This is a genomic window from Streptomyces sp. NPDC048603 (assembly GCF_043199475.1).
In the GTDB taxonomy this organism is placed as follows: Bacteria; Actinomycetota; Actinomycetes; order Streptomycetales; family Streptomycetaceae; genus Streptomyces.
Genome location: NZ_JBICVY010000004.1, coordinates 314,552 through 328,171, shown reverse-complemented (window position 1 = coordinate 328,171; position 13,620 = coordinate 314,552). Strand labels below are relative to the sequence as shown.

Annotated in this window: 10 protein-coding genes; 6 read left to right on the top strand and 4 right to left on the bottom strand. The window is 71.7% G+C overall.

What is annotated here, in order from left to right; translation table 11 throughout:
• Positions 1 to 192 precede the first annotated feature (192 nt).
• Positions 193 to 1,305, bottom strand: a complete 1,113-nt coding sequence (locus ACGFQ9_RS11310; RefSeq protein ID WP_393573765.1) for an ADP-ribosylglycohydrolase family protein — start codon at positions 1,303 to 1,305, stop codon at positions 193 to 195.
• 475 nt (positions 1,306 to 1,780) lie between these two features.
• Here ACGFQ9_RS11310 and ACGFQ9_RS11305 point away from each other — a divergent pair, with 475 nt between their 5' ends.
• Together ACGFQ9_RS11305 and ACGFQ9_RS11300 are read left to right on the top strand one after the other, a co-directional pair.
• Entirely contained in the window at positions 1,781 to 2,863 is a 1,083-nt protein-coding gene (locus ACGFQ9_RS11305; protein WP_393573480.1) for a tyrosine-protein phosphatase, read from the top strand.
• 154 nt (positions 2,864 to 3,017) lie between these two features.
• The gene (locus tag ACGFQ9_RS11300; RefSeq protein WP_393573479.1) at positions 3,018 to 3,737 is read left to right on the top strand and encodes a hypothetical protein; all 720 of its coding nucleotides are present in this window, start codon (positions 3,018 to 3,020) and stop codon (positions 3,735 to 3,737) included.
• Between the two features lie 124 nt (positions 3,738 to 3,861).
• Here ACGFQ9_RS11300 and ACGFQ9_RS11295 read toward each other — a convergent pair whose 3' ends face one another.
• Both ACGFQ9_RS11295 and ACGFQ9_RS11290 read right to left on the bottom strand, forming a co-directional pair.
• The gene (locus tag ACGFQ9_RS11295; RefSeq protein ID WP_393573478.1) at positions 3,862 to 6,471 is read right to left on the bottom strand and encodes a bifunctional FO biosynthesis protein CofGH; all 2,610 of its coding nucleotides are present in this window, start codon (positions 6,469 to 6,471) and stop codon (positions 3,862 to 3,864) included.
• Between the two features lie 22 nt (positions 6,472 to 6,493).
• Entirely contained in the window at positions 6,494 to 7,276 is a 783-nt protein-coding gene (locus ACGFQ9_RS11290) for an SDR family oxidoreductase (RefSeq protein WP_393573477.1), read from the bottom strand.
• Between the two features lie 426 nt (positions 7,277 to 7,702).
• Between ACGFQ9_RS11290 and ACGFQ9_RS11285 the strand changes: the two genes are divergently transcribed.
• The 4 genes from ACGFQ9_RS11285 (at position 7,703) to ACGFQ9_RS11270 (ending at position 12,893) form a co-directional block, all read left to right on the top strand.
• Positions 7,703 to 9,115, top strand: coding sequence for a family 2B encapsulin nanocompartment shell protein (locus ACGFQ9_RS11285; RefSeq protein WP_393573476.1), 1,413 nt, complete (start codon positions 7,703 to 7,705; stop codon positions 9,113 to 9,115).
• A 643-nt stretch (positions 9,116 to 9,758) separates the two neighbouring features.
• Positions 9,759 to 11,336 (top strand): family 2 encapsulin nanocompartment cargo protein terpene cyclase, encoded by a 1,578-nt coding sequence (locus ACGFQ9_RS11280; RefSeq protein WP_393573475.1) that lies wholly within the window; start codon positions 9,759 to 9,761, stop codon positions 11,334 to 11,336.
• A 29-nt stretch (positions 11,337 to 11,365) separates the two neighbouring features.
• Positions 11,366 to 12,226 carry a geranyl diphosphate 2-C-methyltransferase gene (locus ACGFQ9_RS11275; protein WP_393573764.1) on the top strand — a complete coding sequence of 287 codons (861 nt, stop codon included), beginning with the start codon at positions 11,366 to 11,368 and terminating at the stop codon, positions 12,224 to 12,226.
• An 85-nt stretch (positions 12,227 to 12,311) separates the two neighbouring features.
• Entirely contained in the window at positions 12,312 to 12,893 is a 582-nt protein-coding gene (locus ACGFQ9_RS11270) for a hypothetical protein (RefSeq protein WP_393573474.1), read from the top strand.
• Positions 12,894 to 12,916: 23 nt separating this feature from the next.
• Here the strand turns inward: ACGFQ9_RS11270 and ACGFQ9_RS11265 are convergent, their stop codons facing one another.
• The gene (locus ACGFQ9_RS11265) at positions 12,917 to 13,606 is read right to left on the bottom strand and encodes a hypothetical protein (RefSeq protein ID WP_393573473.1); all 690 of its coding nucleotides are present in this window, start codon (positions 13,604 to 13,606) and stop codon (positions 12,917 to 12,919) included.
• Positions 13,607 to 13,620 lie beyond the last annotated feature (14 nt).

The following is a 13,620-nucleotide window of genomic DNA, read 5'->3' as shown; positions in this document are numbered from 1 at the left end:
GGTGCCGGGCCTGTCCGGGCGGCGGGTCTTCGGGTGATGCCCCACCGTACGGGCTGCGCCCTCGAATGTTGAGAGGACGCAACCTGTGTTCCGGGTGGTGGGTGGTGCCCGGTGCCCGGTGCCCGGTGCCCGGTGTCCGCGGCCCGGTGTCCGCGGCCCGGTGTCGCGCAGCCCGCTCCCCGCCCCGCCCCGTCAGCTCCGCGGGTAGCGGGCCAGCCAGCCCGGGGAGGAGACCGCGGGGCCGTGCAGGGTCGGGCCCTGGGTCATCTCCAGGGCGAAGTCGTCGGAGAGTTCGAGGACGGTGGCCCGGCCCTCCAGTTCCGCCAGCCACGGCGCGGGCAGGGCGGTCTCGCCGTGCAGGGCTCCCAGCAGGGCACCGCAGAGCGCTCCGGTGACCGTGGAGTCGCCGCCGTGGTTCACCGCCAGGCGCAGGCCGTGCCGGATGTCCTCGGCGACCATCGCGCAGTACACGGCCACGGCGAGGGCGTCCTCGGCGTCCCGGCCGTCGCCCGGCGACAGGGATTCCACCACCTTGGGGGAGGGCGACCCGGTCGGCACGGCGGTGACCGCCCGCTCCAGGGCGTCGGTGACCGGCTGCCGTCCCGGGCGCGACTCCAGCAGGGTGATCGCCCGCTGTACCGCCGAATCCAGCGAGTCGCCGCGGGTCAGGCCGTGCACGATCACGGCGAACGCGCCCGCCGACAGGTAGGCGGTCGGGTGGCCGTGGCTCTGCACCGCGCACTCCACGGCGAGCTGGAGGACGAGGGAGGGCTCCCAGCCGACCAGCAGCCCGAACGGGGAGGAGCGGACGGTGGCCGCGGCATCGCGCGCCGTGGGGTTCTTCGGCTTCCGCAGGGTGCCGAGGATGTCGTCGCCGAAGCCGGTCAGGCAGGCGCGGTCCGGGCCGCGGCGGGCGTAGAGCCACTCCTCGTGGGCGAGCCAGCCGTTGTCCCGGCGGCGTTCGTCGGGTCCCCAGTCGTGCTGGGTGGCGGCCCATCGCAGGTAGGCGCGGTGGATGTCGGTCGGCGGGTGCCAGGCGCCGGTGTCGCGGCGTACGTGGGCCCGGATCAGCCCGTCCACGGTGAACAGGGTGAGCTGCGTGGAGGCGGTGACCGTGCCGCGGCGCCCGTAGGCGGCGGCGGGTTCGGTGAGGCCCTCCAGGCCGTGGGCCTCGCGGATGCCGTCGAGGGAGAGGCCGGCCACGGGCGCGCCGAGGGCGTCGCCGAGGGCGGTGCCGAGCAGGGTGCCGCGTACCCGGCTGCGGAAGTCCTGCTGTTCGGCCCGGCCCCACAGGCCGGTGGTGATGGCGCTGGTCCGGACGGCGCCGGTCGTGACCACCGGGTCTGCCGGGTTCAGCGGGCCCGCCGCACTCGCCGTACTCGCCCCACTCGCCCCACTCGCCGTGCCGGCCGTATTCGCCGCACTCGCCGGGTTCAGAGCGTCCACAGGTTGTCTTTCGGCCAATGTCCCCGTGTGCTCCTCGGTGCCGTCGGTCGTGTTCTTCGCAGCGCTGCGCGTATCGGCGTCCATGCGGTATCCCCCCACCCGTCGCTCTGGCGCGCACTGTAGTGGACATGCCCGGTCGAAACCGGAAGGAGTCAGTCATGCAGCCGGTTAGCGACCGTAGATAGGCCGGAAAGCGAATCTTTCCGGCCGGACGGGGGCACAAGATCGGCATGGTTGGCATCAGTGGCATGTTTTGCCACTTGCCTTCAGGGGGGCCGGTTCCAGCCATTCCGTGTTCATGCGACGTTTCCCCCGGCCCCGGAGCCTCGCCGACATGAAGAAGGCAACCCTCGCCGCGACCGCCGTCGCCGCCGCCGTCACCGTCTCCCTCGCCGTCGTTCCGGCCGCCAACGCGTCGAGCTGGGACTGGCCGTGGAGCGGCCACCACCAGTCCGCCGACGCCATCCCGTTCACCGAGGCCACCGTCACCGCCGCCGCCGACGGATCGTTCAACCTGAAGTGGAAGGCCCAGGGCGTCAAGCGCGTCGAGATCCGGGCGAACGGAAAGGTCGTCGCCAAGGGTGGCGCCACCGGTGAGGCCGTGGTCACCGGCCTGCCCGCCGTCGGCCGCCAGTGGTTCTGGTTCGACGCGGACCGGGGTCAGGGCCTGCGCCTGGCCGACCGCCAGATCAAGCTCTCCGGCGCGGTCAACTTCCGCGACGCGGGCGGCTACCGCACCACCAGCGGCCAGTGGGTCAAGATGGGCGAGGTCTACCGCTCCGACGCCCTCAACAAGCTGACCGCCGACGACCTGGCCAAGCTGCAGCGCCTGCGCGTCAAGACGGTCTTCGACCTGCGCATGGCCGACGAGCGGGCCAAGGACCCCGACAAGGTCCCGGCCGGCGCCGAGTACGTCGTCGCCGACGTGTTCGCGGGCTCCGGCTCGTTCCAGACCATGCCGCGCACGCCCGACGAGGCCGTCAAGGCGATGGTCGACGCCGAGAAGGCCATGGTCAGCGGCGAGGGCGGCAAGAAGGCCTACACGCAGGTCTTTGAAGCGATCCGCGAGGACGACGCCCGCTCCGTCCTGTTCCACTGCACCGCCGGCAAGGACCGCACGGGCTGGTCGAACGCCGCCCTGCTGACCGCCCTCGGTGTGCCGCAGGAGACGGTCATGGCCGACTACCTGGCCAGCAACGACTACCGCAAGGCCGCCAACGACGCGATCCTCGGCCACCTGCCGCCGCAGCAGGCCGCCGTCTACAAGCCGCTGCTCGACGTGCGTCCCGAATACCTCAACGCGGGCTTCGACGAGGCCGAGGCGAAGTTCGGCACTTTCCAGGGCTACCTCAAGGACGGCCTGGGCATCGACGCGCGCGAGCTGAAGCGCCTGAAGAAGGACCTGCTCGTCGGCTGATCCCCCGCCGATTGTTGCCGTGTTCTGTTTACGTCCCTCTTATGTCCGGGACACGTCACGAAGGGGCTCCCGGCCTGGCCGGGAGCCCTTTGCGTCCCCTATCAAGATCCACAGAGGCGTCGTGCCACACCCGCGACGCGCAATCCATGGGGGAGTGAAGAGAACAGTGGGCAACACCAGCATGCGCAAGACCACCCTGGGTGCCGTGGGCCTGGCCGTCGTCGGAACCCTCGTCCTGACCGGCTGCAAGGACGGCAACGAGGAACTGACCCCGGGCCCGTCCGCGGCGTCCCCGTCCGCGCCGTCCTCGCCGTCGGCGCCGTCCGAACCGTCCGATCCGTCGGCGGCGGTCTCGCCGCCCGCGAGCCCTGCGGCCCCCGCGAGCCCGGGCGCCCCCGATGCCCCCGGCGCCCCCGCGGGCACCGCCAAGGACGGCCAGCAGTTCAAGCTCGGCGAGGCGGCCGCGTTCCCGTTCAAGTACGGGAGCACCAAGGGCGACATCGCGCTCACCGTCACCAAGATCGAGAAGGGTGACCCCGCCGACCTGGACGCCATGAAGCTCGGCGACAAGGTGAAGGGGAAGGTCCCCTACTACATCCACTACACGGTCAAGAACATCGGCAGCACCGACCTCGCCTACAGCTCCGTCGGCCACATCCGAGGCCTCCTCGGCGACGGCACCGAGGCCCAGGACCTGATGGTCATCGGCAAGTTCGCGAAGTGCGACAACGAGTCCCTGCCGAAGGGCTTCACCAACGGCAAGACCCAGACCAGCTGCGCCATCGCGCTGGCCCCGTCCGCCGAGACCAAGGTCGCCGCCGCCCAGTACTGGGGCGACCCCTTCCTCATGGGCAAGGGCCTCGTCTGGAAGTAGTACGCCCGCTCACCCGCGTGTGAAGAGCCCCTCCGGCACCGCAGCCGGAGGGGCTCATCGCGTACACCGGACGTCTCGTCGAGCCGGGCGACCGCGAGCCCGGCGTGATCGACGAGACACCCCTTCAGTCCACCAGCGGCAGCAGCTCCGGCAGGTGCCCGTCCGAGGACGCCGCCGCGCGACGGCGTTCCTCCGGGACCTCCCCGTACAGCGTGGTCCGGGGCCGGGCCGGCCGCCCCGCCGCCGCAGCCACCGCGACCAGGTCCTTCACCGACTTGTACGAGCCGTACGACGACCCCGCCATGCGCGAGATGGTCTCCTCCATCAGCGTGCCGCCCAGGTCGTTCGCCCCGGACCGGAGCATCTCCGCCGCGCCCTCCGCGCCGAGCTTCACCCAGCTGGTCTGGATGTTGGTGATGTGCGGGTGCAGCAGCAGCCGGGCCATCGCCGTCACCGCCCGGTTGTCCCGGACCGTCGGCCCGGGCCGGGCGATCCCCGCCAGGTACACCGGCGCGTTCGTGTGGATGAACGGCAGCGTCACGAACTCCGTGAAACCACCCGTCCGTTCCTGGATCCGCGCGAGGGTCCGGAAGTGCCCGAGCCAGTGCCGGGGCTGGTCCACGTGCCCGTACATCATCGTCGACGAGGACCGGATGCCCAGCTCGTGGGCGGTGGTGACGACGTCGATCCAGTCGGCGGCCGGCAGCTTCCCCTTCGTCAGCACCCACCGCACCTCGTCGTCGAGGATCTCCGCTGCCGTCCCCGGGATCGAGTCCAGCCCGGCCTCCTTCGCGGCCGTCAGCCAGTCCCGTACGGACATCCCGGTGCGGGTCGCCCCGTTCACCACCTCCATCGGCGAGAACGCGTGCACGTGCATGCCCGGCACCCGCTCCTTCACCGCCCGCGCGATGTCGAAGTACGCCGTCCCCGGCAGGTCCGGGTGGATGCCGCCCTGCATGCAGACCTCGACCGCGCCGACGTCCCACGCCTGCTGTGCGCGGTCCGCTATCTGCCCCAGCGACAGCGTGTACGCGTCGGCGTCCGTGCGCCGCTGCGCGAACGCGCAGAACCGGCAGCCCGTGTAACAGACGTTGGTGAAGTTGATGTTCCGGGTGACCACGTACGTGACGTCCTCGCCGACCACGTCCCGGCGCAGCTCGTCCGCGATCCGGCACAGCGCGTCCAGCGCCGGCCCGTCCGCGTGCAGCAGGGCCAGCGCCTCGGCGTCGGTCAGCCGGGTCGGGTCGTCCGCTGCGGTCGACAGCGCCGCCCGTACGTCGCCGTCGATGCGCTCCGGCGCCATCCCCGGGTCCGGGGCCATGCCGGGGGCCGCGGCCTCCCGCAGCGCCTCCCAGTCCCCGTAGACGTGGTCGAAGTCCTCGCGCCGGTCGCCGGTCCGGCCCTCGCTGTCGATGGTCCGGTGCAGGTCGGTCCGTCCGGCGGCGGTGAACGCCTCGTCGGGCTCCTGCCACGGACGCCCCGTCACCTCGGCGTCCGGGAGGGCCAGCCCGGTCTCCGGGTCCGCCAGCGCCCGTACGTGCGGCAGCACCCGCGGGTCCAGCCACGGTTCCCCGCGCCGCACGAACTCCGGGTACACGCACAGCCGCTCGCGGAGCTCGAAGCCGGCCGCGGCGGACCGCTCCGCCAGCAGCTCGATCTGGGGCCACGGGCGCTCGGGGTTGACGTGGTCGGGGGTCAGCGGGGACACCCCGCCCCAGTCGTCGACGCCCGCGCCGATCAGCCGCGCGTACTCGTCGTCGACCAGGTTCGGCGGGGCCTGCAGGCAGGCCGAGGGCCCCATGATGTGCCGGGCCACGGCCACCGTGGCGACGAGGTCGTCCAGCTCGGCGTCCGGCATCCCGCGCATCGCCGTGTCCGGCTTGGCGCGGAAGTTCTGGATGATGAGTTCCTGGATGCCGTGGTACGCGCGGGAGACGCGGCGCAGCGCGAACAGCGACTCCGCGCGCTCCTCGACGGTCTCGCCGATGCCGATCAGCAGTCCCGAGGTGAAGGGCACGGAGGACCGGCCGGCGTCCTCCAGCACCCGCAGCCGTACGGCCGGCTCCTTGTCGGGGGAGCCGTGGTGGGGCTGCCCGGGCTCCGACCACAGCCGTTCCGAGGTCGTCTCCAGCATCATGCCCATGGACGGCGCGACCGGCTTGAGCCGCTGGAAGTCCGCCCAGGACATCACCCCCGGGTTGAGGTGCGGCAGCAGGCCGGTCTCCTCCAGGATCCGGATCGACATGGCCCGTACGTAGGCGAGGGTGTCGTCGTACCCGTGGGCGTCGAGCCATTCGCGGGCCTCGGGCCAGCGGTCCTCCGGCTTGTCCCCGAGAGTGATCAGCGCTTCCTTGCAGCCCAGTTCGGCGCCGCGGCGGGCGACGTCGAGGACCTCGTCGGGGGACATGTACATCCCGTGCCCGGCCCGGCGCAGCCTGCCGGGCACGGTGGCGAAGGTGCAGTAGTGGCACTTGTCGCGGCACAGCCGGGTCAGGGGGATGAAGACGCTCTTCGAGTACGTGATGACGCCCGGCCGGCCGGCGGCGGCGAGCCCCGCGTCGCGGACCCGCGCGGCCGAGGCCGTGAGGTCCTCCAGGTCGGCACCGCGCGCCCGGAGCAGGACGGCGGCCTCCGTCACGTCGAGCGCGACGCCGTCCCGGGCCCGCCGGAGCGCGCGGCGCATGGCGTTGTCGGTCGGAGCGGGGTTGCCCGGCGGATTGCCCGTAGTGGTCATGGGCCGAGCATACGATCGGCCGTCATCGCATCAGCTCTCCGGCGTTGACCAGCAGGGATTGGCCGGTTATCGCCCGGGCCCGGTCGGAGGCGAGGAAGGCCGCGGCGTCGGCGACGTCGCCGTCCGTGGCGAGCTCCGGCAGGGCCATGCGTTCGGCGAGCCGGGCCTTCACGGTCTCCTCGGGGACGTTCTCGCTGTGCGCGGTGAAGGTGACGAACGCCTGTACCGGCGGCCCCCACATCCAGCCGGGCAGCACGGTGTTGACCCGGATCCGGTGCGGGCCGAGCTCGCGGGCCATGGAGTACATGGCGGAGGTCAGGGCGCCCTTGGAGGCGGCGTACGCGGCCTGCTGCACCTCGTTCGGCGCGGCGACGGCGGACTGGGTGCCGATGATGACCACGGACCCGCCGTTCTCCTTGAGCGCCGGCAGGCAGGCGCGGGTCATCCGGAGCGTGCCGAGCAGGTTGACGTCGACGATCTGCTGCCAGGTCCCGAAGTCGGCGTCCTCCAGGCCGCCGAAGTACGAGTCCCAGGCCGCGACGTGGACGACGGCGTCGATCCCGCCGAACCGCTCGGTGGCGAGGTCCGCCAGGGCGCGGCACTGCGCCTCGTCGGTGATGTCGGTGGTGCGGTAGGCGGTGTGGATGCCGTCGGGGTCGATCTCGGCCGCGGACTTCGCGAGGTTGGCCTCGGTGCGCGCCCCGAGCACGGCGTTCCCGCCGTCCCGGACGACGGTCGCGGCGACCTGGTGGCCGAGTCCGGCGCCCACGCCGGAGACGATGACGGTCTTCCCTTGCAGCAGCATGTCGCCTCCCGGCGGGGCCAGTTGTCTGACGGCGAGTCAGATTAGGTGGCGGGCCCGCAGGAGGGAAGGGGCCGGACGGGGGTCGGACAGGGGACGGGTGGGGGCTGGGTGGGGGCTGGGTGGGGGACGGGCCGTGACCGGATTCGAGGCGGGCCGTTCTCGGCCACGGCCGAAACATCGCTGATCGGCCCGGCAAACGCCGCGCCGGTCAAGATCACCGTATCGAGGTAATGCGAGCCGGTCGCAGGGGGCGGATGGGTGCACGGGCCGTTACTGTTCCCCAGGATCTGGACGGATTCCACGAATCCCCGGATTCCCCGATATTCCCCGCCTTTCCCTCTTTTCCTCTTTTCTCGTTCTCTTCTCTTTCACCGGTGACGCGCGGGTGTGCGCCGCTCACCGCCCTTGCGAAGGAGTTCTCGACCGATGAGCGTTGACACCGGCCCCGAGGCACAGCTGCAGCCGCCCCGGCAGTCCAGCCTGGCCACGGCGGCGGCCCGCAACCTCGCCACCACGACCAAGTCCGCCCCGCAGATGCAGGAGATCACCTCCCGCTGGCTGCTGCGGATGCTTCCCTGGGTGGAGACCAAGGGCGGTACCTACCGGGTCAACCGCCGCCTGACCTACACCGTCGGCGACGGCCGCATCGAGTTCGTCCAGGACGGCGCCAACGTCCGGGTGATCCCCCGCGAACTGGGCGAACTGGCCCTGCTGCGCGGCTTTGACGACGAGGGCGTGCTCATCGGGCTCGCCAACCGGTGCGTCCAGCGCGAGTTCCAGGCGGGCGAGGTCCTGGTCCGGCGCGGCAACCCCGCCGAGCAGATCCACCTGATCGCGCACGGCCGGATCGGCCAGACCTCCGTCGGCAAGTACGGCGACGAGGTCCGCGTGGCCGTGCTCGCGGACGGCCAGCACTTCGGCGAGAACGCCCTGCTGGACGCGGACGCCACCTGGGACTACACGGCCACCGCCGAGACCTCCGGCACCCTGCTCACCCTCTCCCGCGCCGACTTCGCCGCCGTGGTCGCCCTGGCGCCCGGCCTGCAGGGGCACATCGAGCGCTTCAGCTCGCTCCCGCTGCAGCGGCAGAACAAGCACGGCGAGGCCGAGATCGCGGTGTCGGCCGGCCACACCGGCGAGCCGGAGATCCCCGGCACCTTCGTCGACTACGAACTCAACCCGCGCGAGTACGAACTCTCCATCGCGCAGACCGTGCTCCGGGTCCACACCAGGGTCGCCGACCTCTACAACGGGCCGCACAACCAGACCGAGGAACAGCTCCGGCTGACCATCGAGGCCCTGCGCGAGCGGCAGGAGCACGAACTCGTCAACAACCGCGAGTTCGGCCTGCTCCACAACGCCTCGTTCAAGCAGCGGATCCAGACCCACTCCGGTCCGCCCACCCCGGACGACATGGACGAGCTGCTGTGCCGGCGCCGCGGCACCAAGTTCTTCTTCGCCCACCCCAGGACCATCGCGGCGATCGGGCGCGAGTTCAACGCCCGCGGGCTCTACCCGGACCACGTCGACCTCGGCGGACAGCAGGTACCGGCCTGGCGCGGGGTCCCGATCCTGCCCTGCAGCAAGATCCCGATCAGCAAGGACAACACCAGCTCGATCCTCGCCATGCGCACCGGCGAGGAGAACCAGGGCGTCATCGGCCTGCGCCAGACCGGCCTGCCGGAGGAGTACGAGCCGGGCCTGTCGGTGCGCTTCATGGGCATCAGCGAGCAGGCGATCATGTCCTACCTGGTCACCACGTACTACTCCGCCGCAGTTCTGGTACCCGACGCGCTCGGCATCCTGGAGAACGTCCAGATCGCCCGCAGGCAGGACTGACACCGGGCCCCTCCCGGGGCCACCCGGACCGGGAGTTCCCGGTCCGGGTGCCCCTGGACGTGGGCTCACCCGGACCGGGGGCCTTCCGGACCGGTGCCCACCCCGGGTTCCTGGGCCTCCCGGGCCGATCCCGCCCCTCACCGGGACCCTTCGGGGCTGCGGCCCCGACCCCCAGGGCCTGGCGCCGGCCGTTCCGGGCCCGTCCCGGTCGGCCGCGCGGCCCGCGCACTTGCGCGGGTGCGGGACCAGGACCCGGGTCCTGCAGCCGGGACCGCCGGAAACGGACCCGAGGTCCTGGAGCGGCACACCGGGCCGGTCTTGGAACGGGATCCCGGGCCGGGCTTCTGGCTGGGTCTTGGGTCCAGGACTTCGGGAGGGACCGCGAGCCCGGACAGCCGGACCCGCCGGACGGGAGGAACAGCGGACCGCTGGATCGCCGGACCAGCGGACGTCAGTCCGCCGGACCAGCGAACTGCCCGACAGCCGGATCCGCGGGACCAGCGGGACCAGCGGACCGCCAGGCCGCAGGACCCGGACGACCCGCAGGACCCGGAGGACCAACGGACCGCCCGGCCGGCGGAGTGCCCGACAGCCGGACCGGCGGATCGCCGGACAGCCCCATCACCTCATCAAGGAGCCTTGGATGCCCGAGCCCGGGCTTTCCCCCCTTCAGTCGAGCCTGCCGGGCGCCGCAGCCCGCTTCGGGGCCCACGGCCACGGCCGTGGTGCCGAAGCCCTTCCGGCGGCCGACGGCGTACAGGACGCGGTCGCGGCGGTGGCCGCGGTCGCCGCCGCCGTGGGGGTGTCCACAGCGGGCGGCTCCCCGACCGCGCCAGGACCCGCCGGTGCCGCCGTCCAGGGTGCCGCCACGCGACGGGCCCTGCCGACCGGGCCCGCGCTCCCCTTCGGGCCGGCCGTCCGGCCTTCGATCCCCGAACCGCCCGTATCCGGCGTGGACGTGGACGCGTCAGCCGTCCCGACGCCCGGCGGCGACCTCGTCGCCGAGCCGGCCCGCGCGGCCGCCGCCACCGCGCCGGCCCGGGAGGAGAACCCCGCCAACCCCGCCCTGGAGCGGATCATGCGGGGCCCCAGCGGCGTGGGCACCTCGGGGCTGTACTTCACCCCGCGCGAGGAGCCTCCCGCCCCGCCCGCCGCGGACGGTCTCGCACGAGCCCTGGCATCGGCGGCGACAGCCGCGGCCACGGTCGCGGCCCCGCCGGAAGCCTCCGGCGCTCCGGCGGAGGGCAGGCCGATCCCCGGCCTCTACTACCACCCGGTGCCCGAGCCCGACGCCGCCCGCGTCGCGGAGGTCAGCCGTCGCATCAAGCGGTGGGCGGTGGACGAGGTGGAGGCGTATCCCCCGGAGTGGGAGGACCAGTTCGACGGGTTCTCCGTGGGCCGCTACATGGTGGCCTGCCACCCCGACGCCCCGACCGTCGACCACCTGATGATCGCCACCCGGCTGATGGTCGCCGAGAACGTGGTCGACGACGTCTACTGCGAGGACCACGGCGGTTCGCCGGTCGGTCTCGGCGGACGCCTCCTGATGGCGCACACCGCCCTCGACCCGGTCCACACCACGCGGGCCTACCAGCCCGGCTGGGCGGACTCGCTCCTCTCCGACGCCGCGCGGCGCTCCTACCGCTCCGCCATGGAGTACTTCGTCCACGCGGCCACCCCGTCCCAGGCCGACCGCTTCCGGCACGACATGGCACGGCTGCACATGGGCTACCTCGCCGAGGCCGCCTGGGCCGAGACGGACTACACGCCCGAGGTGTGGGAGTACCTGGCCATGCGCCAGTTCAACAACTTCCGCCCCTGCCCCACCATCACCGACACCGTCGGCGGCTACGAACTGCCGGCGGACCTGCACGCGCTGCCCGCCATGCAGCGGGTCATCGCGCTGGCGGGCAACGCCACCACCATCTCCAACGACCTGTACTCGTACACCAAGGAACTCGAGGCCCGCGGCAAGCACCTGAACCTGCCGGTGGTGATCGCCGAGAGGGAGGGCCTGTCCGACAAGGACGCCTACCTGAAGGCGGTCGAGGTCCACAACGACCTCATGCACGAGTTCGAGGCGGCCTCCGCCGAGCTGGCCGCCTCCTGCCCCGACCCACGCGTCCTGCGCTTCCTGCGAGGCGTGGCGGTGTGGGTCGACGGCAACCACTACTGGCACATGACCAACACCTACCGCTACAGCCTGCCCGATTTCTGGTAAGAGGATTGGACTTATACGTGACCACCGAGATGACCCCCGCCTCCGCGTTCATCCCCGCCCCGGCGACGCCTTACCAGGGCGACATCGCCCGCTACTGGAACGCCGAGGCCCGCCCGGTCAACCTGCGGCTGGGCGATGTGGACGGCCTCTACCACCACCACTACGGCATCGGCGAGATCGACCACGCCTCCCTCGGCGACCCCGAGGACAGCACGTACGAGAAGAAGCTGATCGCCGAGCTGCACCGGCTGGAGTCGGCGCAGACCGACGTCCTCCTGGACAACCTCGGAGCCATCGGGCACGACGACACGCTGGTCGACGCCGGCTGCGGCCGCGGCGGCTCGATGGTCATGGCCCACCAGCGCTTCGGCTGCAAGGTCGAGGGCGTCACGCTCTCCTCCAAGCAGGCCGACTTCGGCAACAACCGGACCGCCGAACTGGGCATCGGGGACTCCGTCCACGCCCGGGTCTGCAACATGCTCGACATGCCCTTCGAGACGGGCCAGGCGGCGGGCTCCTGGAACAACGAGTCCAGCATGTACGTCGACCTGCACGACCTGATGGCGGAGCACTCCCGCATCCTGGCCGTGGGCGGCCGCTACGTCACCATCACCGGCTGCTGGAACCCGCGTTACGGCCAGCCGTCGAAGTGGGTCTCCCAGATCAACGCCCACTTCGAGTGCAACATCCACTCCCGCCGCGAGTACCTGCGGGCCATGGCCGACAACCGCCTCGTCCCCCAGGCCGTCATCGACCTGACCCCGGACACCCTCCCCTACTGGAAGCTGCGGGCCACATCGTCCCTGGTCACCGGCATCGAGGAGGCCTTCATCAAGTCCTACGAGGACGGCTCCTTCCAGTACGTCCTGATCGCCGCCGACCGCGTCTGACACCGCGGTGCACGCTTGACGGCAGGGCCGGACCCGTTGACCCGACGGTTCCGGCCCTGCCGCACGGTTGCGACACACTCGGGATATGAAGACTTCCCGGACGCTCGCGACCGCCGATGAGATACGTGCCTACCTCGTCGGACAACTGAACATGGCGCTGACGCGGCCCGGGATGTACGGCGGTGAACAGGCCCTGAGCATGCTGGTCGACCACTTGCTGGTCGTGGAGTCCCGGCCGGAGGAGTGCCACGAGTCCGCCATGGCCTCGGTCTACGCCGAATTCGCGCACCGATGCGACTGGCTCCTGCCTGAGCGCGTTCTCCCGATGAAGGAGTACGAAGCCCTGCGCGGGAGGGCGCGTCAGTGGGCTGCCGAGGACCGCACCTGGGCGGACGTGACCGCCGAGTTCGGGAGCCCTTCAGTGAGGTTTGGTGCCCGAGACCCGCGCTCCGTCAAGACCGCCGTCTACATCGGGGAGGACCCGGCACAGCCGATGGTCGTTTTCCACCTGGGGGCCGGTCGGGCGGTTTCCGAAGCACAACACGAACAGCAACAGGCGGTGCTCCTCGCCGTCCGCTGCGGTGACGGGCCGCTCCCCACGACGTTCACCTTCGCCCCCGAGGGATACCGCCGTACCCCACCGCCCGATCGCCCTTGCGGCACATGAACGCACCGTCTTCGTCGCGCGGTTCAGGAGCCCAGTGCGGCGGAGATCCGGACCAGGCGGTTGGTCGACCGGGCGAAGTTGTGGGCGGGGTTACGGCAGGAGTGGCCACCGTCGTTGACCAGGTAGCCGCCGTCCTCGGCTGTCGTCCAGTGCGTGGGACCCCACGGTCCCTGATACGACAGGCGAGCCGCGGCCAGCCGCTCGGGCACCTCGACCTGAGTGCGCGCGCGCAGCGCCGCGGTCAGGCGCTCGACGGCATCGTCCGGGACGGCATCGTCGCCGAACGCCGGAAGCAGGAGCAGCAGGCGGGCGTGGGGATCGGTCGTGCTGCCGCCGGGCAGGCCGTTGTCTGCCGCAGCGGTCAGCTCGGCCCAGGACAGGCCGGGACCCATGAAGTTCCCGTCGTCCTGCGCCAAGTGCTCGGCTACGTCCCAGTCAGGGTGGTGCACGAGGTAGTCGATGCCTGCCTCCCCCTCCAGCGCGCGATACACCACATGCAGGCGGTGGTCACCGGCGAGCGGCACGGTGAAGACGGGCCAGGTGTCACCTCCCAGAAGCCGGGACAGCAGGGCTGCTGCTTCCGGTTCCTCCGTGCCGCCGAGATGCAGGTGGGCCAGCCAGAACAGGTGCTCGTCCAGGCGTTCGGGCTCGTGGCGGAAGGGGCCTCCCTCATAGCCCGGGATCCGCGCCAGAGCTGTCTGCGGGTTCGTCACGAGGATCACCGTTC

Coding starts and splice junctions, on each gene's coding strand:
- ACGFQ9_RS11305 (WP_393573480.1), top strand. CDS start 1,781: ATGAAGAAGGCAACCCTCGCCGCGACCGCCGTCGCCGCCGCCGTCACC.
- ACGFQ9_RS11295 (WP_393573478.1), bottom strand. CDS start 6,471: ATGACCACTACGGGCAATCCGCCGGGCAACCCCGCTCCGACCGACAAC.
- ACGFQ9_RS11290 (WP_393573477.1), bottom strand. CDS start 7,276: ATGCTGCTGCAAGGGAAGACCGTCATCGTCTCCGGCGTGGGCGCCGGA.
- ACGFQ9_RS11285 (WP_393573476.1), top strand. CDS start 7,703: ATGAGCGTTGACACCGGCCCCGAGGCACAGCTGCAGCCGCCCCGGCAG.
- ACGFQ9_RS11280 (WP_393573475.1), top strand. CDS start 9,759: ATGCCCGAGCCCGGGCTTTCCCCCCTTCAGTCGAGCCTGCCGGGCGCC.
- ACGFQ9_RS11275 (WP_393573764.1), top strand. CDS start 11,366: ATGACCCCCGCCTCCGCGTTCATCCCCGCCCCGGCGACGCCTTACCAG.
- ACGFQ9_RS11270 (WP_393573474.1), top strand. CDS start 12,312: ATGAAGACTTCCCGGACGCTCGCGACCGCCGATGAGATACGTGCCTAC.